General features: G+C 49.4%; 24 protein-coding genes and 1 tRNA gene. 11 read left to right on the forward strand and 14 right to left on the reverse strand.

The window, feature by feature from the left end:
• Positions 1–182 precede the first annotated feature (182 nt).
• Entirely contained in the window at positions 183–902 is a 720-nt protein-coding gene (locus tag WS_RS06900; protein WP_041571852.1) for a hypothetical protein, read from the forward strand.
• Positions 887–1,207: a hypothetical protein gene (locus tag WS_RS06905; RefSeq protein WP_011139291.1), complete on the forward strand. Its 321-nt coding sequence runs from the start codon at positions 887–889 to the stop codon at positions 1,205–1,207. Before WS_RS06900 ends, WS_RS06905 begins: the two co-directional genes overlap by 16 nt.
• Positions 1,208–1,452: 245 nt before the next feature.
• On the opposite strand, the gene WS_RS06910 is transcribed toward WS_RS06905, so the two are convergent.
• Together WS_RS06910 and hisS are read right to left on the reverse strand one after the other, a co-directional pair.
• Positions 1,453–1,529, reverse strand: a tRNA-Arg gene (locus WS_RS06910).
• 46 nt (positions 1,530–1,575) lie between these two features.
• Positions 1,576–2,904 (reverse strand): histidine--tRNA ligase, encoded by a 1,329-nt coding sequence (hisS, locus tag WS_RS06915; RefSeq protein ID WP_011139292.1) that lies wholly within the window; start codon positions 2,902–2,904, stop codon positions 1,576–1,578.
• An 84-nt stretch (positions 2,905–2,988) separates the two neighbouring features.
• On the opposite strand from hisS, the gene waaF reads away from it, so the two are divergent.
• Complete coding sequence (gene waaF / locus WS_RS06920) at positions 2,989–3,975, forward strand: lipopolysaccharide heptosyltransferase II (RefSeq protein ID WP_011139293.1); 987 nt, start codon at positions 2,989–2,991, stop codon at positions 3,973–3,975.
• Between the two features lie 42 nt (positions 3,976–4,017).
• Complete coding sequence (locus WS_RS06925) at positions 4,018–4,278, forward strand: heavy-metal-associated domain-containing protein (protein ID WP_011139294.1); 261 nt, start codon at positions 4,018–4,020, stop codon at positions 4,276–4,278.
• Between the two features lie 16 nt (positions 4,279–4,294).
• Here the strand turns inward: WS_RS06925 and WS_RS06930 are convergent, their stop codons facing one another.
• On the reverse strand, positions 4,295–5,638 hold the full coding sequence (locus WS_RS06930; protein ID WP_011139295.1) for a class II 3-deoxy-7-phosphoheptulonate synthase: 1,344 nt from the start codon (positions 5,636–5,638) through the stop codon (positions 4,295–4,297).
• 27 nt (positions 5,639–5,665) lie between these two features.
• Positions 5,666–6,934 carry a citrate synthase gene (locus WS_RS06935; protein WP_011139296.1) on the reverse strand — a complete coding sequence of 423 codons (1,269 nt, stop codon included), beginning with the start codon at positions 6,932–6,934 and terminating at the stop codon, positions 5,666–5,668.
• Positions 6,935–7,108: 174 nt separating this feature from the next.
• Between WS_RS06935 and icd the strand changes: the two genes are divergently transcribed.
• Complete coding sequence (gene icd, locus WS_RS06940; protein WP_011139297.1) at positions 7,109–8,401, forward strand: NADP-dependent isocitrate dehydrogenase; 1,293 nt, start codon at positions 7,109–7,111, stop codon at positions 8,399–8,401.
• Positions 8,402–8,403: 2 nt separating this feature from the next.
• Here the strand turns inward: icd and WS_RS06945 are convergent, their stop codons facing one another.
• Positions 8,404–8,601, reverse strand: coding sequence for a hypothetical protein (locus tag WS_RS06945; RefSeq protein WP_041571853.1), 198 nt, complete (start codon positions 8,599–8,601; stop codon positions 8,404–8,406).
• Positions 8,602–8,778: 177 nt separating this feature from the next.
• On the opposite strand from WS_RS06945, the gene WS_RS06950 reads away from it, so the two are divergent.
• The gene (locus WS_RS06950) at positions 8,779–9,441 is read left to right on the forward strand and encodes a hypothetical protein (protein ID WP_011139299.1); all 663 of its coding nucleotides are present in this window, start codon (positions 8,779–8,781) and stop codon (positions 9,439–9,441) included.
• Here WS_RS06950 and WS_RS06955 read toward each other — a convergent pair.
• Together WS_RS06955 and WS_RS06960 are read right to left on the reverse strand one after the other, a co-directional pair.
• The gene (locus WS_RS06955) at positions 9,438–10,373 is read right to left on the reverse strand and encodes a hypothetical protein (RefSeq protein WP_011139300.1); all 936 of its coding nucleotides are present in this window, start codon (positions 10,371–10,373) and stop codon (positions 9,438–9,440) included. The genes WS_RS06950 and WS_RS06955 overlap by 4 nt on opposite strands.
• Positions 10,374–10,377: 4 nt before the next feature.
• Entirely contained in the window at positions 10,378–11,124 is a 747-nt protein-coding gene (locus tag WS_RS06960; RefSeq protein ID WP_011139301.1) for an NYN domain-containing protein, read from the reverse strand.
• A 96-nt stretch (positions 11,125–11,220) separates the two neighbouring features.
• Between WS_RS06960 and WS_RS06965 the strand changes: the two genes are divergently transcribed.
• The gene (locus WS_RS06965; protein WP_049770670.1) at positions 11,221–12,006 is read left to right on the forward strand and encodes a patatin-like phospholipase family protein; all 786 of its coding nucleotides are present in this window, start codon (positions 11,221–11,223) and stop codon (positions 12,004–12,006) included.
• Here the strand turns inward: WS_RS06965 and WS_RS10935 are convergent.
• On the reverse strand, positions 11,959–12,168 hold the full coding sequence (locus tag WS_RS10935) for a hypothetical protein (protein ID WP_129545309.1): 210 nt from the start codon (positions 12,166–12,168) through the stop codon (positions 11,959–11,961). The two genes, WS_RS06965 and WS_RS10935, sit on opposite strands and share 48 nt — an antisense overlap.
• Before the next feature lie 68 nt (positions 12,169–12,236).
• On the opposite strand from WS_RS10935, the gene WS_RS06970 reads away from it, so the two are divergent.
• Genes WS_RS06970 through WS_RS06985 form a run of 4 tightly spaced genes read left to right on the forward strand, consistent with a single transcriptional unit; the run spans position 12,237 to position 14,809 of the window.
• Positions 12,237–12,440 (forward strand): 2-hydroxymuconate tautomerase family protein, encoded by a 204-nt coding sequence (locus tag WS_RS06970; protein ID WP_011139303.1) that lies wholly within the window; start codon positions 12,237–12,239, stop codon positions 12,438–12,440.
• Positions 12,441–13,010, forward strand: a complete 570-nt coding sequence (locus WS_RS06975) for a YqiA/YcfP family alpha/beta fold hydrolase (RefSeq protein WP_011139304.1) — start codon at positions 12,441–12,443, stop codon at positions 13,008–13,010. It begins immediately after the preceding gene.
• On the forward strand, positions 13,003–13,653 hold the full coding sequence (locus tag WS_RS06980; RefSeq protein WP_011139305.1) for a response regulator transcription factor: 651 nt from the start codon (positions 13,003–13,005) through the stop codon (positions 13,651–13,653). The genes WS_RS06975 and WS_RS06980 overlap by 8 nt, the downstream gene beginning before the upstream one ends.
• Positions 13,607–14,809: a sensor histidine kinase gene (locus WS_RS06985; RefSeq protein WP_081454381.1), complete on the forward strand. Its 1,203-nt coding sequence runs from the start codon at positions 13,607–13,609 to the stop codon at positions 14,807–14,809. Before WS_RS06980 ends, WS_RS06985 begins: the two co-directional genes overlap by 47 nt.
• On the opposite strand, the gene WS_RS06990 is transcribed toward WS_RS06985, so the two are convergent.
• Genes WS_RS06990 through WS_RS07015 form a run of 6 tightly spaced genes read right to left on the reverse strand, consistent with a single transcriptional unit; the run spans position 14,798 to position 20,602 of the window.
• Positions 14,798–16,084: a DNA recombination protein RmuC gene (locus tag WS_RS06990; protein WP_049770671.1), complete on the reverse strand. Its 1,287-nt coding sequence runs from the start codon at positions 16,082–16,084 to the stop codon at positions 14,798–14,800. The two genes, WS_RS06985 and WS_RS06990, sit on opposite strands and share 12 nt — an antisense overlap.
• On the reverse strand, positions 16,074–16,769 hold the full coding sequence (locus WS_RS06995; RefSeq protein ID WP_011139308.1) for an ABC transporter ATP-binding protein: 696 nt from the start codon (positions 16,767–16,769) through the stop codon (positions 16,074–16,076). Before WS_RS06995 ends, WS_RS06990 begins: the two co-directional genes overlap by 11 nt.
• Entirely contained in the window at positions 16,756–17,532 is a 777-nt protein-coding gene (locus tag WS_RS07000; RefSeq protein WP_011139309.1) for an ABC transporter ATP-binding protein, read from the reverse strand. Before WS_RS07000 ends, WS_RS06995 begins: the two co-directional genes overlap by 14 nt.
• On the reverse strand, positions 17,529–18,572 hold the full coding sequence (locus WS_RS07005; RefSeq protein ID WP_049770672.1) for a branched-chain amino acid ABC transporter permease: 1,044 nt from the start codon (positions 18,570–18,572) through the stop codon (positions 17,529–17,531). Before WS_RS07005 ends, WS_RS07000 begins: the two co-directional genes overlap by 4 nt.
• Complete coding sequence (locus WS_RS07010) at positions 18,572–19,471, reverse strand: branched-chain amino acid ABC transporter permease (RefSeq protein ID WP_041571855.1); 900 nt, start codon at positions 19,469–19,471, stop codon at positions 18,572–18,574. Before WS_RS07010 ends, WS_RS07005 begins: the two co-directional genes overlap by 1 nt.
• A gap of 12 nt (positions 19,472–19,483) precedes the next feature.
• Positions 19,484–20,602 carry an ABC transporter substrate-binding protein gene (locus WS_RS07015; protein ID WP_011139312.1) on the reverse strand — a complete coding sequence of 373 codons (1,119 nt, stop codon included), beginning with the start codon at positions 20,600–20,602 and terminating at the stop codon, positions 19,484–19,486.
• Positions 20,603–20,623 lie beyond the last annotated feature (21 nt).

A 20,623-nucleotide genomic window follows, 5' to 3' on the forward strand; every position in this document is an offset into this window, starting at 1 on the left:
TCCATTTCTCCCATCTCCCCTCCCTAGGATCATCCCTCGCTCAAGTTATTCATTTTATTAGGCAGCAGGGAAACTATTCGTTTAGCTATACGATTATATTATATACATGATACTTAGCTATACTTTAAATTTCTTAGCCATTTTTGTATTACAATGTGTGTTTCTTTACGCCCAGATGGAGTTTGAAACCAAGAAAAAGCAAGGCAGCGATTGATTTTCACCTGCGTCAAGGGCGCAATCTAGGCGTAGTCTCCAGGGCGATTGAGCAAGAGGACGACTACCTGCAAGTCGTAGCCAAGATCGATGAGCGCACGACCAACATTTGCCGCTCCATGCACCTCCGTGTCATCCCCCTCTCTCATCTCAAAAAACAGTATAATTCAATCATCCAAGCCAAAAGCGTCGATGAAGCCAAAACAACCACCAACCTCTCTCTTGAGCGTGCAGGGGCGTGGAGCCACAAGCTCCCCGCCAATCTCGGAATCCCTCCCTATCATTTCGGATGCAGGACGATATTGCGCCAAATGAGCGACATTCAAGTCAAACAGATGAAACTCGATGAGTTTGGGAGAGAATACGAGGTGGGAGATGAGATTGATAAAAAAATTCTCAACAAACATCTCAAAAAGACGAGATACAGAAGTGTCGATGAGCTTTTGCGCGAAACGATGGGAAACATCAGCCGCGAGGGGGTTCACCATGAACATGGTGATAGGCGCACTATCTTGGGCAGCAACGGTGTGCTCGTCGTGCTCAGTCGTGATGGCAAAATCATCACCGCCTTTCCGCCTGACACAGATAGCACGAAATACTACGACAAGTGGACGGCTCACACCTACTTCGACAAAGTCGAACACCGCTTAAGTCTCTTAACAAGGATTCAAAAATGGCTAGGACTCTAATCATTGAAAACGACTGCTACAACTGGGACATCAGCGAAAGTGGCGAGCCTCCAGAATACGAAGGGGGCGATGAGCCACTGGGCAACTATGGGATTTGGCGCACCAATAAAGAGAGAATTCTCTATCTTTTTAGTTGCGACGTGTCCAACGCCCAAATTGAGGAATCCAAAATGGATTCACGCTTTCTTGAGGTGTGCGAATTCACCCACCCACAAAGCGGAGTTCGATTCACTGGCACATGGATAGATGCACTAAAATTCATTCAAAAGACGCTCACAGAAGCTCAGAAGAGGGGGCACTATTGAAATCACTTTTGGAGAACATCGCCCGCACGGTGGTCAAAAGTGCTCAAGCCCTCGCTCCGATCAAAACGGGCGAGTTTCTCACCTCCCCATAGATCGTTCACATCTTTCGTCTTCGGGAATGTCCTTTTCTTGTTTTTCCAATTAAAGCAGGCCGACATGGTGGGAAGAAGACTCAATCGCACAGGCGAAAGCCTATCACAAGGGTTGAATTGTCTGATCACAGTACGATTCGGAAGTTTTATAAGTGGTGCGCTCGGAGGAATTCGAATCCCCGACCTACAGGACCGCAACCTGTTGCTCTATCCAGCTGAGCTACGAGCGCATGGAAGATATAAAAGAGGCGAAATTGTAGCGAAGAATCCTTTGATTTAGCCTAAAAGGATCTCCGCCGCCGCCTCGATTGAGATGCAGGGCTTTTGATCGCCCCATTGCATATCTTTGAGTGTGACCACCCCTTGCTTGAGCTCATCCTCACCGATCACCGCGACATAGGGGTGTCCCTTGCTATTGGCATAGGCCAGCGACCTCTTTGGCTTCACCGCCTCAGGGTAGACCTCGCTCTTGATTCCAAGAGTGCGTAGCCTCTCCGCCACCTTGTAACTATAGGCGAGCTGCGATTCCTCCATGCACGCCACCAAAACCTGCGCCGAAGTCCCCCGCCCCTCAAGCAACCCCAGCTCCTCAAGCGCAGCGAGCAGTCTATCCACGCCAATAGAGGCTCCCACGCCACTCATGCGCTCTTTGGAGAAGCTCTGCGTGAGATTATCGTATCTTCCCCCTGAGCAGACGCTACCAATACTAGGGAGTGCATCTAGCGTCGTCTCATAGACGATTCCTGTGTAGTATCCAAGCCCTCTAGCGATAGAAAAGTTGATCTTGTAGCATGCCCTGTCCATCTCTAGCGTATCCAAGATCGCATAGAGCGCTCTCATTTCGCCCATTCCCTCTCGGAGCGAATCGCTGAGCCCCTCATAAGAAGCCACCTTGGCAAAAAACTCCTCGCTACTCCTCTCTTGCTTCAAAGAGGTGAATCCCAAGATTCCTCTAGCGCTCTCTTGACTCAACCCAAGCTCCTCAACAAGCTCCTTGATCACGCTCTCTTCGCCAATCTTATCGAGCTTATCGATAATACGCAAAACATCACTCGTTTGCTCTTTGACCCCAAAATAGTCGCAGATTCCATTGAGGATTTTGCGATTATTCATCGAGATAGTGAAACGCTCAATACCAAGAGCCTTGAGAGAGGCATAGATCACCTGGATAATCTCTGCATCGCTTCCAATGGATTCGCTCCCGATAAAGTCAAAGTCACATTGAGTGAATTCACGATAGCGACCCCTCTGCGCTCGTTCTCCACGGAAAACATTCCCAATAGCATAGCGCTTAAAGGGAAGTCCTAGCGCATTGCGATGCTGAGAGATGAAACGAGCCAAAGGCACGGTCTGATCAAATCTAAGTGCTACATCCCTTCCGCCATGATCGAAAAATCGATAGAGCTCTTTTTGAATTTCATCACTCCCCTGCTTCACAAGTATCTCTGCATACTCTAGATGGGGCGTCTCGATGGGCACGAACCCAAACCCTTCAAAAACTTCGCTCACTGTGCGCAAAAGCCGACTTTTCGCCATTGCCTCTTGGGGAAGTCGATCTTTAAAGCCACTCAGCGTTCTTGGGGTGATCAATGCCTGCTCTTTCATGTCTCTCCAATGGGTTTGAAATCCCCTATTTTAGCGCCCTAAAGGTAAAAATTGTATAATTTGGCAAACACACGAAGGTCATCCATGAAGATTTTGGTTAGGCTTCCCACCTGGCTTGGAGATGCCGTGATGGCGACCCCAGCCTTGGAGCTCCTGCATGATCGCTTCCCTCACGCCCAATTCACCTACATCGGCTCCCCTGTCTCGTGCGCTCTTTTTGAGCGAGATTCTAGAGTATCGCGCCTCATTGTCGATGATAGCAAAAAGGCCAAAAGCCGTCTCAAAGGGATTCTTCATATCGCCAGACGCGCTGGCAGACATGATATCGCCCTCACTTTTCAAAACAACTTCCTCTCCGCCCTGCTCCTCTTTCTCACCCGCACCCCAAGGCGCCTTGGTTATGCTAAAGAGTGGCGCTCTTTTTTGCTGAGCGATTCCCTCCAGACCCCCTCTTCGCTTCATCAGGTGGAGCGCTACGCCAAACTTCTTGAGCCACTCATCGGCGCTCTTAGCGAGATTCCCTCCCTCAATATCACCCACCAGCCCCGCCCCAAGCCCCTCCCTGTTCCCAAACTTATCGGAATCAACCCTGGAGCCGCCTATGGAAGTGCAAAGCGATGGCCAGAGGCGCATTTTGCTCACCTCATCTCTTCGCTCCTCCAAGAGGGCTATGGAGTGATGCTTTTCGGAGGTGAGGGCGAGAGAGAGGGGAATGAGCGCATCTTGCGATCTCTTGAGCCCTCCCCCCTGCTTCTAGACCTCACCGCCCAGACTGACCTTAGCCAACTTATCGATGTGATTGGCACGCTTGATCTCTTCATCACCAACGATAGTGGCCCCATGCATCTAGCTTGCGCACTTGGGATTCCCCTCATCGCCCTCTTTGGACCCACTGATTCCAAAGAGACTTCACCATGGAAGCCCATGAGCGAGACCCTGCTCCTCTCCAAGCACCTTCCCTGCGCCCCATGCAAAAAGCGCATCTGCCCCCTTGGGCATCATCACTGCATGACCCTCCTCGCCCCTCAAGAGGTTTTGGCGGCTGCCTCTCAAGTGTTAGGAGATTCTTAACCATTTCACGCTAAAGTAATCCAAAAAACAGGAGAGATTCTCATGAAGAAGAGTTTTGAAGTGATGAATGTGAAGTGCGGAGGTTGCGCCAATCGCGTCAAAGAAGCGCTGAAAGAGGAGTTTGGAGAAGTCGAAGTGGATGTGGAGCAAAAGAGTCTCACCCTAGAGATCGAAGACGCCCAAGAAGAGGCACTGAAAAAAAAGCTCAAAGAGCTTGGCTATCCCGTGGTAGGTGATGAGAACGGATTCTTCACCAAGGCCAAGAGCTTCATCTCCTGCGCCATTGGCAAAGCCCAAAGCTAAGAATCCTTTTCGATTCTTAGCGTTTTTTCAAAATCTCCGCGATCAAAAAGGCAAGTTCAAGCGCCTGAGTCGCATTCAATCTTGGGTCGCACTGCGTGTTGTAATTGCACGCTAGACCCTCTTCGGTGATCTTTTGGCTTCCACCGATGCACTCTGTTACATCCTGACCCGTCATCTCTAGGTGAATTCCCCCCGCATAGGTGCCTTCTGCCTTGTGAATATCAAAGAACGAGCGCACTTCAGAGAGGACTTGATTGAAGGCTCTAGTCTTGTAGCCACTGCTGGCTTTGACCGTGTTGCCATGCATGGGGTCAATACTCCACAGCACCTTGCGTCCTTCCTCTTTGATGATTCTAAGGAGTGCAGGAAGCTTTTCACCGATCTTTTCAGCGCCCATCCTCACGATGAAATTCAATCGCCCTGCCTCATTGAGGGGATTGAGAATGTCACAGATTCCAAGAAGCTCCTCTTTGGTTGCGCCAGGCCCAACCTTCACGCCCACAGGATTGTTAACCCCTCGTAAAAACTCCATGTGCGCGCCCTCTAGCTCTCTAGTGCGCTCTCCAATCCAAAGCATATGCGCCGAGCAGTCATACCAGTCGCCTGTAAGACTATCTTTTCTCGTGAGTGCCTCTTCGTAGTTGAGCAAAAGGGCTTCGTGAGAAGTATAAAACTCCGTCTCATGGAGCATGGGAGTGGTGGCTGAGGTGATTCCGCACGCCTCCATAAAAGAGAGCGTCTCTGTGATGCGATCGCAGAGGGCTTGATACCTCTCTCCAAACGAGCTCTCAATAAAGCCTAGATTCCAGCGATGCACCTCGTGCAAATCTGCCAATCCCCCTTGGGCAAAGGCACGAATGAGATTCAGGGTAGCCGCAGATTGGTTGTAGGCCTTGAGCATTCGCTTGGGATTGGGCTCACGCGCCTCAGGAGTGAACTCTATGCTATTGATAATATCTCCGCGATAGCTGGGTAAGCTCACGCCATCCATCACCTCTTCATCACTTGACCTTGGCTTGGCAAACTGCCCCGCCAAGCGCCCCACTTTGACGATCGGGCAGCTCCCCGCAAAGGTCAAAACCACCGCCATTTGCAAAATCACTTTGAACATATCGCGGATGTTGATCGCATTGAACTCCGAAAAACTCTCCGCGCAATCACCCCCTTGGAGCAAAAACGCTCGCCCCTCCGTCACATCAGCAAGTCGCTTTTTGAGCGATCTAGCCTCTCCAGCGAAGACCAAAGGGGGATACTGCTTAAGCTCGCGCTCAATATTCTTTAGATGCTCTCTATCTTTATAGGTTGGTTGCTGGCGGATAGGCTTCTCTCTCCAGCTTTGCGGATTCCACTCGTTTTGCATTGATTGATTCACTCCAAAATTGTTTCGTTATTTTCCGACATACATCTGTCGGGGACGCGTGATTTTGACATTGGGCTCTTGAAGCAGCTCTAAAACTTGCCCACACCACCCAGGCATCCTTCCGATGGCGAAAATGGGCGTGAACATGCTCTTTGGAATCTTAAGCGCTGTGAGGATGATTCCTGAGTAGAAATCAACATTGGGGTAGAGACTCCTGGAGAGAAAATATTCATCTTGCGTCGCCACCTCTTCGATCTTCTCGGCAATCTCCACGAGGCGCTGATTCATCTTGACCCCTTTTTGGTCTAGATCGTCTTTGAGTTTTCTGAGAATTCTAGCCCTTGGATCATAGCTCTTATAGACTCGATGGCCAAAGCCCATCAATCTAAAGGAGTCGTTTTTGTCTTTGGCTTTGGCAATGTAGCGATCAACATTTTTAACATCGCCAATCATCTCAAGCTGATCCATAACCGATTCGTTCGCCCCTCCATGAGCCTTGCCCCAAAGTGCGCTCAAGCCCGCTGATAGAGCCGCATAGGGGTGGACTCCCGTACTAGCAACATTGCGCACTGTGGCCGTAGAGGCGTTTTGACCATGGTCAGCATGAAGCATAAAGATCGTATCAAGCGCACTCACTTCAATGGGTGAAATCTCCTCTTTAAGCTTTCCATGAGGATAGGCTCTAAGCATATAAAGGAAGTTTTCCACATAGCCGCGGTCTGCATCAGGATAGACAAAAGGTGATCCCACAGAGCTTCGATAGGCAAAGGCTGCTAGCGTGGGGGTTTTGGCGATGATTCTTCGTGCCATCGTCTGATACTCTGCCTCATACTCCATGTCGATATGATCGTAGTAGAAAGTCGAGAGCGCGGAAACGGATGAGGAGAGATTCGCCATCGGATGAGCGCCATCAGGAAAAGCATCGATAATCTTTCGGAGCCCCTCGTGGATGTAGGAGCGGCGCACTAGCTCACGCTCAAATTGATCCGATTCCTCTTTGGTGGGAAAGATATAGCCATTTCCAATGAGCAGTTTAATGACATCAACAAACTTATACTTCTCCACCAGCTCTTCGATAGGGTGTCCATAGTAGACCAGCTCACCCTTTTTTCCATCCACAAAACTGATCTCTGATTTACAGTTGGCGGTCGAACCATAGCCAGGGTCAAAGGTGAACATTCCTGTTGTCTCATAAAACTTCGAAAAATCGACCAACTGCGGACCTCGCGTGGGGTTGAGAATTTCAAATTCAAATTTTTCGCCCGTTTCGTTATTCGTGAAAGTGACTGTGCCCATGCAAGATTCTCCTCGGTAAAAAGTCAATTCAATTCGATACCAAACTGAACCCTCTATGAGTTTAAGTATATTTAAACTTTTTCAAGAATTTGCTGAATGGCGCGAGCGTAAGAAAAAAATATTGGAGTTCTTGATACACTTTGAGGCAAAAGTTTCAAACCACAAGGAGCGCGCATGGCTAATTTTGAAGGCTACAATCCCCGATTTCTCCCCTTGCCCACCGAAGGCGAGGCAATCACCCTCACCCCTGAGGGAATCCTCCAGGTCCCTGATCACCCCATTATCCCCTACATTGAGGGCGATGGCATTGGCATGGATATCACGCCAGCGATGAAAAGTGTTGTGGACGCTGCGGTGAACAAGGCCTATGGAGGCAAAAGAAAAATCGCATGGTATGAGGTCTACACGGGCGAGAAGTGCTATGAAAAGTTTAAAAATGAAAAGAGCCTCTCTCCGATGGATCAGTGGCTCCTCCCTGATACGATTGATGCAATCAACTACTTCAAGGTCTCCATCAAAGGCCCTCTAACCACGCCCGTGGGCGAAGGATTTCGCAGCCTGAATGTTGCCTTGCGCCAGATGATGGATCTCTATGTCTGCCTCCGCCCTGTGCGCTGGTATGGCAGCCCCAGCCCTGTCAAAGAGCCTCACAAGGTCGATATGGTGATCTATCGCGAAAATAGTGAGGATATCTACGCGGGAATCGAGTTTGCCGCCGAGAGCAAAGAGGCCAACAAAGTGATCCAATTCCTCCAAAACGAAATGGAGGTGAAAAAGATTCGATTCCCCAAAACAAGCGCCATCGGAATCAAGCCCGTGAGCAAAGAGGGGAGTGAGCGTCTCATCAGAAAAGCCATCCAATACGCTATCGACAACGACCGCGCCTCCCTCACCTTTGTTCACAAAGGCAACATCATGAAATTCACCGAGGGCGGATTCATGAAGTGGGGTTATGAGCTGCTCAAACGAGAATTTGGCGCGACCGAGATCGATGGAGGTCCTTGGTGCTCCATGAAAAACCCAAAAACAGGCAAAGAGATCATCATCAAAGACGTCATTGCTGATGCCTTCTTGCAGCAGATTCTCTTGCGCCCTGCTGAATATGATGTCATTGCCACCATGAATCTCAATGGCGACTATATCTCTGACGCGCTCGCTGCGATGGTTGGAGGAATCGGGATCGCTCCTGGTGCCAACCTCAATGATAGCGTGGCGATGTTTGAGGCGACTCATGGAACCGCGCCCAAATACGCTGGACTTGACAAGGTCAACCCCGGCTCTCTTATCCTAAGTGCAGAGATGATGCTGCGCCACATGGGCTGGATCGAGGCGGCCGACCTCGTCGTCTCCTCCATGAAAAAGGCGATCGAATCCAAAAATGTCACTTACGACTTTGCCCGCTTGATGGAGGGCGCCAAAGAGGTGAAATGCTCCGAATTTGCCCAAGTCATGATTGAGCGAATGTAACCTCAGGGCTTGGAGCTTTTAGCTCCAAGCTCCTCACCTAAGCGCTTGAGTTTCTCGTAACTCTTTCTTGATTCCTCCACTGCCTCCATGAATTTAAATCCCAAGAGAATCGTTTTATAGAGGTTAGGCTTCTCCTTACGCCAATTATAGAGTGTCTTCGTGTCCACCCCCAAGTATCCAGCCATATCTCGTTGAGTCATGCTTGCCCCCTTTTTGGGCAAAATTTACTCATTCCATCATGAGGCCACAACAAAGGAACATTTCCATAAAGTTTATATAAATTCAGTAATATTTACCTTTTTATAAGATAGAATTAGGGATTATTTTCTTTTAAATATCTACTATTTTCAAGCTAGAACAACCCCCAAAGGCGAATTATGACTCAATTCCCCTTGCGACACTCCCTGCTTCTTGAAGGCGAAGCCCACCTTGTCAGTCAAGCCGCGACAAGGATCGCCAATGAGTGGAGAGAATCTCTACAGCTTATCACCTGCCTAGCCGAAAACCTAGACGACCCAGAAGGAAAGCTCCCCTCTCTTACGAGGATTCAATCCTTGCAAAAAGCGATTCTAAAAGAGGTTGATCTCATAAGCCAACAGATCGCTCGATTTTGCGACCTAGCCCAAAACGACACCCATCCCTCCCTTTTTCGACCTCATGCCGAAATCTCCAAAATCCTCCAACTCCTAGAGGGAGATTTGAAAGCCAAGGGGATCGTCTCTTGTGTCCAACAGGGGGAATCATTGGAGCTCTTTGGATTAAAGCATGATTTTCAAAAAGCCCTCTTTGCCCTCTCCCTCCTCCTTCTTCATCAAGCCAATGGGGGAGAATCTTTGATCTGGGAGCTTAAACTCCAGTCAAACCTCCTCCAAATTCAGGTTAAACTCCATCCCTCCCCCTCTCTTGGAGGCGAATCCTTACCTCTTCGATCCTCTCTTCTCCTCTTAAGTCGAGCCCTTCTTAAGCACTCTGGCCATCAGCTCTCCTATTATCCCAAAGAGTTCTCTTTTAGGATTCTCGCTCCTCTTAGTCCATTCTAGAACGATTCGATTAGCTCCCCCACCCTCTTTATATGCCTCTCTTGCGCCTTGATTTTTCTCTCATAACTATCAGGACGCCTGAGATTCTTGATCTCCTCGCGAAGCCTTGCAAGCTCATCCCTTGGGGAGAGCGGGCTCTTTTTGAGAAAGTCGGCGTATTGCTCTAGCGTCTCTTTTGTCCTATCTAGATAGACATTTGTCTCCTCAATTTGAAAGGTGATCAAGGCAATAAATCGCTCACTCGCCCCCTGCCAATCCCCCTCTCCCACGCGCTCCTCTATGAGCCGCTCTAGCACCCTTGTCTCGTAATCATCCAAAGGCACATCCTTGCCGCTTCCACCATCAAGAATATAGAGTATCGAGGGACCATGGTCATTCTCTTGGCGAATCTTCTGACAAGCCTCCACAGCCCCCTGGAATTGCGCCCAATAATCGCGTGTGATTCCAAGCGCTCTATCTCGCTCTAGTTTCTCGTCATTAAACAGCGCCAGCCTCTCATATAGAGGAAAAAGCCTCCCCATCTCACGCAGATAATACTCTCGATTCCTCTCAAAAAAGGGGCTCTTTGGAGTCATCTCTCCCTCTTGGCACTTTTGTAGCTCACGCTTAGCATCCTCGATGAGATAAGCGATGGAGCTTTTGTGCCTGTAGGCGATATCATCGTAGTAGCGAAGTTTATCTTTGAGATAGACCGCTTTCTCCTTGGGAGCCTCGAAGCCCTCAACATCCTTCATCGTGCGCCTCATCCACTCCAGCCGATCACGCCCAAAATAGGCACAATCCACCCCCTGCGCCTTGGAGAAATAGTCTTGATAGAGCGCCTCATACGCTCCCCTATCAGGAAAAATCGACCCTTTATGATAATCCCACGCCAAAGCCAAAAGGATCGAAATAACCACCAAAAGAGCGACTAGGTATTTTAGATTCTTCACACTCCTAAGACCTTAAACGAACCATCACATGGGTGTTGGAGGAGCCATCTTTGAAAGGAATCTTCTTTAGCTCAACAAAATCAAGCGTCTCAATCAGCCTGCCAAGCTTGTCATATCCATAGTTTCGCGGATCAAAAGCAGGATGATTCTTGGAAATATAGAGTCCAATGCTCGCCAAAGGCACCCAATCATCCTCTTTCATGGTGGCTTTAATCGCAGGCTGAATGATGCTTTTGAGTGCCTTGGATTCGCTCTTGCTCCATGAATCATTCCAGCTGCTCTCAGGGCGTCTTTGCTCCTCTTGACGCAGGATCTCTGTGTAGATGAACTTATCGCACGCCGCCACAAACGCCTCGGGAGTCTTCTTCTCTCCAAAGCCATAGACGACTAGCCCCGATTCTCGAATTCTTGTGGCTAAACGCGTGAAATCACTATCCGAGGAGACGAGGCAAAACCCCTCCAAAGGCGCATCATGAAGCAGATCCATCGCATCAATGATGAGCGCCGAATCAGTCGCATTTTTGCCGCTAGTGTAGTTAAACTGCTGAATAGGGGCGATGGCGTATTTATGCAGATGCTCCTTCCAGCTTTTGAGATTGCTGCTCGTCCAATCCCCATAGGCTCGCTTGATATTGAGCGTCCCATACTTAGAAATCTCCGCTAAAAGCTCGCCAAGCACGCTCGCTTGGGCGTTATCAGCATCAATAAGTACAGCAAGACGCTTTGAGCCGTTCTCTTTTTCTATCTCCATCTTTTTCCTTTTTGGAAGTTTGGCTTGGCTTGTAGTCGTTTTGAGCGCCAAAATATGTTTAAATTATGCCTAGATTTCACTCAAAAGCGAGCCCCCATGAGCCAAAAACAACCGATCAATCTTGTCCTCTCAGGCGGCGGCACTCGCGCCATCGGACATCTCGCCATCATCTCCGCCCTCCTAGAGCGGGGTTTTGAGATCAGGGCTATTTCAGGCTCCAGCGGAGGAGCGATCGTAGGTTCACTGCTTGCCAGCGGCAAAAGCCCCAAGGAGTGCTATGATCTCCTCTTAAAGACCAACTTTGTGCGCCTCTTTGCCTTCAAAATGAGCCAAGGTGGACTCTTTCATCTTAAGCGCGGAGAGGCCTATTTGGAGAAGATTCTTGGAATCAAAGAGTTTAGTGAGCTCTCTTTGCCTCTATATGTCTGCGTGGTGGATCTCAAAGAGGGGCGACCTTTTTTCTTAAGCGAAGGGAACATAGCCAAGGCGGTCATTGCCTCTAGCTCCATCTCCCCTTTTATGCGACCCGTAGAGATGGAGGGGCGGATGGGGGCGGATGGGGGAATCATGAACAACCTCCCCATAGAGCCCTTTTTGGAGGAGAATCTCCCCATCATTGGAATCAATGTCAACCCAAATCGCCCCTTTCACAGCCACTCCATGGTCTCCATCGCCAAGCGCGCGCTCTTTTTGCAATTTTATTCTAATATCCTAGAGCGCTCCAAACTCTGCTCTCTCTATCTAGAGCCTAGCGGAATTGATGCCTACACTATCTATGACCTCAAAAGCCTAGAGAGCGTCTATAACCTATGCCAAGAGTGGTGCGAAACGAATCTAGACGCTCTTATCGGTGATGTTCCCCTTCATGTTCTCCGGCCGTAGCTTCATACTGCTTGGCTCGACAAACCCAAAAGGTTGACTCTCTAGCCGTTCGTTGTTAGACTTGATCACCTCGGTGATGGCAGGGGTCAGGCTCACGGCACTTTTTTGATGTTTTTGCGTCTCATGAAGAGAAGGGAACGCGGTATTAAGGCTCACTTGCATCGGCTCCTCCTTGAGCGTTTAGTGTATAATATTCCTCATTTTCACCCAAGAACGCTTAAAGGATTCCCATGCCCTATGTGAACATCAAAATCACCCAAGAGGGGGCGACCCCTGAACAAAAAGAGCGCCTCATCCAAGGTGTCACAGAGCTTCTTCAAAAGGAGCTGGGTAAAAATCCTGCCACCACCGTGGTGGTGATTGAGGAGGTGCCAACAGACAACTGGGGCGTGGGAGGCGAGAGCATCACCAAGCGCCGCGCCAAAGGGGTCTAAGTGCACTTTCTCTACATTCATGGCTTTGCTAGCAGCGGGGAGAGCCATAAGGCCAAAGCGCTTAAGGCGGGGCTTGCACCTTATGAGGTGATGACGCCCACCCTCTCTTATGTTCCCTCTCTGGCATTTCAAACCCTTCGCCAACTCGTCGATGAGAGTCTCGCTCAAAAAGAGGAGCTAACCCTCATTGGCGCCTCTTTGGGGGGCTATTATGCAACCCAGCTCTCTTGGCTCTATAATCTCAAAGCGATTCTCATCAATCCCGCCATTACCCCCTATGAAACGCTCAAACTCGCCATCGGTGAAATAATCAACTACTCCACCAAGGAGCGATTCCTTTGGACGCACGCCCACCTAGAGGAGCTCAAAACGCTCTACACTCCCCACCCCGACGAATCCAAGCTCCTTCTGCTCCTCCAAAAAGGGGATGAGCTCCTTAACTATCTTGATGCCCTCAAACGATTCCCTAAGGCAAAAAATATCATTGAGGAGGGAGGAAATCACCAATTCCAAGGAATCGAGCGCCACATTGAGATGATTCTTCACTTTGCCAAGGGAGAAGATGCGTAGAATCTTTATTCTTGAGGACGACCCCCTTCTTGGCGAGATTTTAGAAGAACACCTCCAAAAGCGCTTTGAGGTGACACTTCTTCAAGAGGGGCTGGCGGCTGAAGAGTGCCTCCTTAAAGAGCGATTTGACCTCTGGCTCCTCGATATTCAAGTTCCAGGCCTAAACGGTCTAGAACTTCTTAAAAATCTCCGCACGCTTGGCTTTAAAACCCCTGCTATCTTCATCACCTCTCAAAACAGCTCCAAAGACCTCAAGGCAGGCTTTGAAGCGGGTGCGCACGACTACATTCGCAAGCCTTTTGATCTTGATGAGCTGGATGCAAGAATCCAAAACCTCTCTAACCTCTTTGGCCTAGGCGAAGAGGAGGAGGTCGCCCCTGGAATCACCTTTTTAGCCAATCGCAACCTTCTCATCCTCCAAGGCAAGAGCTTTTCGTTGCGCAAAAAAGAGGCGGAGATATTCTCTCTCTTCCTCCAAAATCGCGGAAAAACACTCACGCCCGCTGAGATCATCGCCAACATTTGGAGGTATGAAGAGACGCCCACCCCCTCCACCTTACGAAGCCACATCAAAAGCCTTCGCAAACTCCTAGGAGATGAGCTTATCCAAAATATTCGAGGCTTGGGGTATCGCTTTGGTTGAGTATGAGAGAGGCTCGCTTTTACGCTTCCTTGGACTCTATCTTGGCTCCACGCTTCTCTTGCTAGGAATCATCATCGCCCTCTTCTACCAAAATAGCCAAAAATCTCTCCTAGAGAGCGCCTATTTGAGGCTTGAGGTGGAGGCGGGCGAGATCGCCAAAGAGATTGTCTTGGCCCATATGCACGGTCAAACCCTTACCGCACTCCATCACCCCATCGATGCCCATCTCACCCTTTATGATATTGAAGGAAGAAGAATCGCAGGACTTGAAGCCCCTTTTGATCTCACGATTCGGCGAGGGGAGATCGAGGGGCTTTTGTATGTGGTGAACGACTCAGCCTTTGGGCATTTAGGCATCGATCACATTGTCCTCTCCATGGAGAAAAACCTCCAAAGCCTTGAGAGCCTTAAGGGCTATCTGCTCTTGGGATTTGCCCTCTTAGCCCTTCTTTTGGGGCTCTTCTCCTATCTGCTTTCACGCCTCTTTTTGCGCCCTATCAAAGAGGAGATAAAGCGCATCGACTCTTTCATCAAAAACGCCACACACGAGCTCAACACACCCCTAACTGCCCTGCTTGCCACGGCTAAATCTCTTCAAAAAGGAGAGGTGGATGAAAAAAAGATCTCCCGATTGCTCCTCATCGCCAAACAGATTGAGCACCTCTATAGTGACCTCTCCTATCTCTTTTTTAAAGATATTCGCCACCAAGAGGATCGATTCTTTGATTTGGGAGAGTTGGCACGCTCTAGGGCACTCTACTTTGAAGAGCTCGCCAACAACCGCGCTCTTTTTATCCAAACCACCCTGCACTCCTTAGAGATCAAGATGGATGAGGTGCTAGCGGAGCGAATCATTGACAATCTACTCTCCAATGCCATCAAGTATGCCCATGCGGGCACTTCCATTGAGCTGATTGTCCAAAAAGAGGGGTGGCTCTATGTCCAAAATGAGGGGGCGGAGATTCCACAAGAAGAGGGAGAGAAAATCTTTGAGCGCTACTATCGATTCCACCCCTCTTCCAAGGGGGCGAGCGGCCTTGGTATCGGACTTAGCATCATCAAGGAGATCACCTTGAGCTACCATCTTCCCCTTTTTCTCTCCTCCAAAGAGGGAAAAACGCGCCTAGGAGTGGACTTCTCGTCCCTAATCTCCTAGAGAATCAAGGCGAGAATCTAAACTCTTTTTGCTCTTCACCCCCAGCTCCCTGAGTCGCTCAGCACGCCGTATCAGATTCCCTTTGCCCTCTTTGAGCTTGGCTAGTGCTTCGCTGTAGATTTTCTCGCTCTTTTCGATCTGCTCTCCAATCTTTAAGAAATCCTCGGTGAATCCAACCAGCTTGTCATACATACTGCCCGCCTCTCTAGCGATCTCTTCGGCATTTTGACTCTGTCGTTCATACCGCCAAATATGGTGAATGGTTCGCAAAGTCACCAAGAGCGTGGAGGGGCTCACTAGAATGATGTTCTTCTCATAGGCCTCCACAAAAAGCCTAGGATCGTGTCGCAACGCCTCAATGAAGGCTCCCTCAATAGGAATGAACATCAGCACAAAATCAAGACTTCGCTCTTTAAGGAGAGAATCGTAGCTCTTAGAGGAGAGCTCTTTGAGGTGATTCTTGATGGAGCGGATATGCTCGGCAATGTCTTGAGGCTGCTGCGAATGGATGAAGCGCTCATAGGCGGTGAGCGAGGCCTTCGAATCGATCACTACATCGCGATTCTCCGGGAGGTGGACAATCACATCAGGACGCAAAAGCCGCCCCTCTTCACTTTTGAAGCTCGTCTGCACCTCATACTCTCGCCCCTTGGAGAGCCCCGAATCCTCCAAAATCTTCTCCAAAATCATCTCGCCCCAGCTCCCCTGCGTCTTGCTCTCGCCCTTGAGCGCTTGGGCTAGATGGAGTGCCTCTTCAGAGATTTTGAGATTGAGTGCCTTGAGATTCTTGATCTCATTCTCCAAAACCGCTCGCCCCTCCATCTCTTTGGCATGAGTCTCTTCCACTTTTTGACGAAAGGTTTTGATCTGCTCGCTGAGGGGCTTAAGAATCAGCCCCAGGGTCTCATTCTGCTTTTGCCCTAGGCGCTCACCCTTCTCCTCGAGGAACTTTTGCGCCAGCTCGCCAAACTCAAGCTTGAGCCGCTCTTGGGTCTGAGTCAAAAACCGCTCCTTCTCCAAAAGCATCTCACGCTCTTTTTGAAGCGTAGTCTCCAGCGAAGAGATTTGCGCAATATAGCGATTCTCCTCCTTTTGGCGCTCCTCTAATCGCCCCTCTAAAAGTCGCTTCTCCTCTTTGAGGGTGGAGAGCTGTTGCTGGGATAGATCGTTTTGGAGTTTTTGCGACAAAAGCTCATTTCTTGTTCGCTGAAGAAAGAAGAGAAGCAGAATGATTCCCGCCCCCAAGAGGGCAAGAAGAAGAATCTCAACCTCCAAGGTAGCGCTTTTTGATCTCGGCGTTATGAAGGAGATTAGAAGCAGCGTCACTCAAAACCACCTTGCCATTTTCTAGGACATAGGCTCTATCGGCGACTTTGAGCGCAGCAAAGGCATTTTGCTCCACGAGCAAGATCGTGATTCCCTCACTTCTTAGTCGTGTGATCGTGTCAAAAAGCTCTCCCACGATCTTGGGGGCCAGCCCTAAGCTTGGCTCATCGAGCATCAAAAGTTTAGGCTCTCCCATGAGCGCTCTAGCGATGGCTAGCATCTGCTGCTCTCCTCCGCTCATCGTACCCGCCAACTGCGCACATCGCTCTTTTAAACGAGGGAAAAGCTCATACATTCGATCCCGCATGCGCTCGAAATTTTCATCATTGTTGTAGGCTCCCATGCGAAGATTCTCTTCAATGGTGAGGTTGATGAAGACCTTTCTTCCCTCTGGCACGAGTGCGATTCCTCGCTGGATGATCTTATGCGTGGGGAGCTTAGAGATGTTCGCTCCAAAAAACTCCACCTCTCCTTTGGTTTTGACCGAATTGACGATCGCGCCAAGCGTGGAGGTTTTGCCCGCCCCATTGCTTCCAATGAGGGTGACAATTTCATGCTCTTCGATGTGGAAATCCACCCCTTTAAGCCCCTCAATGAGCCCATAATAGACATGGAGTCCTTTAATCTTCAACATTGGCAATATCCCCCAAATAAGCAGCGATCACGTGCTCATCGTTAATCGCTTCATGCGGCGTGCCGCTAAAGAGCATCTTGCCATAATCCAATACCAAGACGCGATCGCAAAGACGATTGACAAAAGGCATATCATGCTCAATCAAAAGGACACTCAATCCAAAATCCTCTTTCATCCGAAAAATAAGCTCGGCCAGCTCCTCGGTCTCCTTGGGATTCATCCCCGCGGCTGGCTCATCAAGGAGCAGAAGCTTTGGCGAGGTGGCAAGAGCTCTGGCGATCTCGACCTTGCGCTGATTCCCATAGCTAAGATTGGTGGCCTTCATCGAGGCGAACTCTTCGATTCCGATATAGCGGAGAATCTCCATCGCCTTCTCTCTTGCCTTTTTCTCTTCGGAGAAGAATCGACCAAAGCGAAATGCCGCCTCAATAAAGCTATAGCGCATGGAGGCGTGAAAGCCAATCAAAACATTCTCTAGCACGCTCATGCTCTCAAAAAGGCGAATGTTTTGAAAGGTTCGCGCGATTCCCTTGGTGACGATTTTATTAGGCTTATATCGAGTGATCTCCTCTTCTAGGAGCTTCACGCTCCCCGAAGTGGGCTTGTAGTTAGCGGTGATGATGTTAAACATAGTCGTTTTGCCTGCCCCATTGGGCCCAATGAGTCCAAAAATCTCTCCCGATTCAATAGAGAAGCTCACGCCATCAATCGCTCTTAATCCGCCAAACTGCATCACGGCGCTAGAAACTTCTAAAATCTTCATGAGCGCCTCCTTCTAAAGAGCTCCCACAGCTCTTTTTTGCCCATGATTCCCTCTCTCGCAAAAAGCATGAGAATGAGCAAAATGACCGAGAAAATAACCATTCTAAGACCCGGATAGGTGCCAAGATCTTGTCCAAAAAAGGAGAGGGGCTGATCGAGGAATCGTAGCCACTCGCCCCCGCCAATGACAATAATCGCCCCCAAAATAGCTCCGCTAGTGCTCCCTAGGCCCCCAAGCACGATGATGATGAGAAGCTGGAAGGTGAGCATAAAATCAAAAAGATCAGGAGAGATCGTAGTGAGGAGCGCGGCAAGCAACCCTCCGCCGATTCCCTCCAAAAAGGCGCTCGTGGTGAAAGCGCAGGTTTTGATTCTAAAGGTGTCAATCCCCATCGCAATCGCCGCATCCTCATCATCCCTCACGGCTTTCATCGCGCGTCCAAACTTTGAATAGACAATTTGCAGAATCAAGATCGTTGCCGCCAGAGCGATGATTCCACTCCAGTAGATGTTAGTGATTTGAGGAATCTCGTTGAGTCCAATCGCTCCGTTGGTGATTTGGGGGTTGTTCACCGCCAAAATCTTGATGATGAATCCAAACCCTAGCGTCACAATCGCTAGATAATCGCCCCTCACTCTAAAGACAGGGAAGGAGAGCAGAAGTGCCAAAAGAGCCGCACAAACCCCGCTAGCTAGGAGCGCAGGAATGAAGCTAGAGCTCATCCAAAGCACCAGTGCGTGGGGATCGGCGAGCTGATACATATCCAGCTTTGCCTCAGGACTTAGGAGCATGATGGAGGTGATATAGGCTCCCACTGCCACAAAGCCATTGGGCTCCAAAGAGAGCTGACCCGTGACTCCATTAATGAGGTTATAACTCACCGCTAGAATCGCGAAAATGAAGATGTTATTCATGATTCTTAAGATGTAGTCATTGAAATAGTTCTGACTCATCCATAGCCAAGAGATCAAAAGCGCATAGAGAATCGCATGAAGGAAAAGGGTCTGAATCGAATTTTGAGGTTTGAAAATCTTCTCCATTAGAATCGACTCCTCTCCAAGCGCTCATCCCCCATGATTCCCACAGGTCTAAAGAGAAGCACTAGAATTAAAAAGAGGAAGGCAAAGGCATCCTTATAGCCGCTTAATTCAGGAAATAGCGCCACCACAACCACCTCAGTGAATCCAAGGATAAATCCTCCAAGCACTGCGCCCGTCACGCTTCCAATCCCGCCCAAAACCGCGGCTGCAAACGCCTTAAGGCCAATAAGAACCCCCATTAGCGGATCAATGGTGGGGTAGCTAATCGCATAAAAAATCCCTCCCACGGCCGCTAGAGCACTTCCCATGATAAAGACGATAGAGATAATTTGATTGGCATCCACCCCCATGAGCCTCACGGTGTTCACATCAAACGCCACCGCTCTAATGGCCATCCCTTGCTTGGTGCGATAGAGCACATAGAGCAAGATCCCCAAAAGAAGGAGCGTCACCAAAGGAACAATCAGAGCGATATGGGTCAAAACGAGATGCGAAAGCGAGAGGGTCTCATTGAAAAAAGCGGGAGCCTCAAAGGATTTGGGAGTGCTTCCAAAAAAGACGTTGAAGATGTTCTCCAAGAAAAAGCTCACACCAATAGCCGTGATGAGCATGGAGATTCGGGGGGCGTTTCTTAAGGGTTTGTAGGCAATCTTGTCGATCACCACTCCAAGAAGCGCTGAAAAAAGAATCGAAAGCAATGCAGCCGCCCAAAAAGGGAGAGCAAAGCTAGAGACCCCAAAAAACACTAAAAAAGCGCCCACCATCATCACATCCGCGTGCGCGAAGTTTATGAGGCGCAAGACCCCATAAACCATCGTATAGCCAATCGCAATGAGAGCGTACATGCTCCCAAGGCTTACGCCATTAATTAACTGTTGAAAAAAGGTTAAAATATCCATCAAAGCCCTAGATTAAGGATTAATCGTGGTCTTATAGACCATCTCTCCGCTCTTCACCTCGTTGATGACCGCGCTCCTCACCGCATCGCCATTCTCAAGCGAGATGGTTCCTGTGATTCCCTCGAAATTCTTTGTGGCGCGAATGTTTTGATTCACGCACTCTTTGTCTTTAGGGTTGGTGCACTTCTCCATGGCGCTGGTGATGATTCCATAAGCATCGGCAATCATAGCGGCGAAGGTGTGGACTTTCTCGTTGTTGTATTTTTTCGCATAAGCCGCCATAAACTCTGCGCCCTTGGGGGTTTGCTTGGCATCAGGAGAGTAGTAATCCGTTGCCATGTAGCCCTCAATCGCCTCTTTGCCTACTTCAAAGAAGACCTTATCCGCGGCAATTCCATCTCCGCCAATAAAGGGAACATTGAGACCTAGCTGCTTGGATTGAATCGCGATCAAAGCCGCTTCGTTGGAGTAAATAGGAATATAGACTACATCCACACCCTTGGCTTTGACGCTAGAGATTTGCGCTTTGAAATCCTTGGTGCCCGCAGGAACTTGAGCCTCAATCTCAATCTTACCTCCTAGCTTGGTGAACTGCTGCTTGAAAGCCTTGGTGAGGCCGATAGAATAGTCACTGCCGCTATCAAACAAAACGGCCGCTTTTTTGGCCTTGAGATCGTTGTAGGCGAGATTAGCCCCAATAACCCCCTGAAAACTATCCGAGAAGCAGACACGACTCACGTAGTTGCGTCCCTTGGTCACTCGGTCGTTGGTTGCCACAGGAGCTATCAAAGGCGTCTTGGTGTCATCGGCGATCTTGGTCATGGCCAGCGTGTTAGTCGAGGTGAGCGCTCCAATAACCGCGTCCACTTTATCGCTGGAGACGAGCTTTTGCATGGCGTTGGCCGATTCGATCTTGTCGCTTTTGTTATCAACAACCACGAGCTTGATGGTGTCGCCATTGGCGAGCGTGGGTTTGAGCTCATTGATCAGCGTGATGCCTTTATTGGCGGATTGTCCATAACCGCCAATAGCGCCACTTAGGGGCAAAACCACTCCGATTTTCACTTCAGCCGCGACAAGTGAACCCGCCGCTACCGCTGATATAAGTGCAAGTTTGAACATTCCCTTCATCTTTGTCTCCTTTTTGTCATC

This window comes from Wolinella succinogenes DSM 1740, from assembly GCF_000196135.1.
In the GTDB taxonomy this organism is placed as follows: Bacteria; Campylobacterota; Campylobacteria; order Campylobacterales; family Helicobacteraceae; genus Wolinella; species Wolinella succinogenes.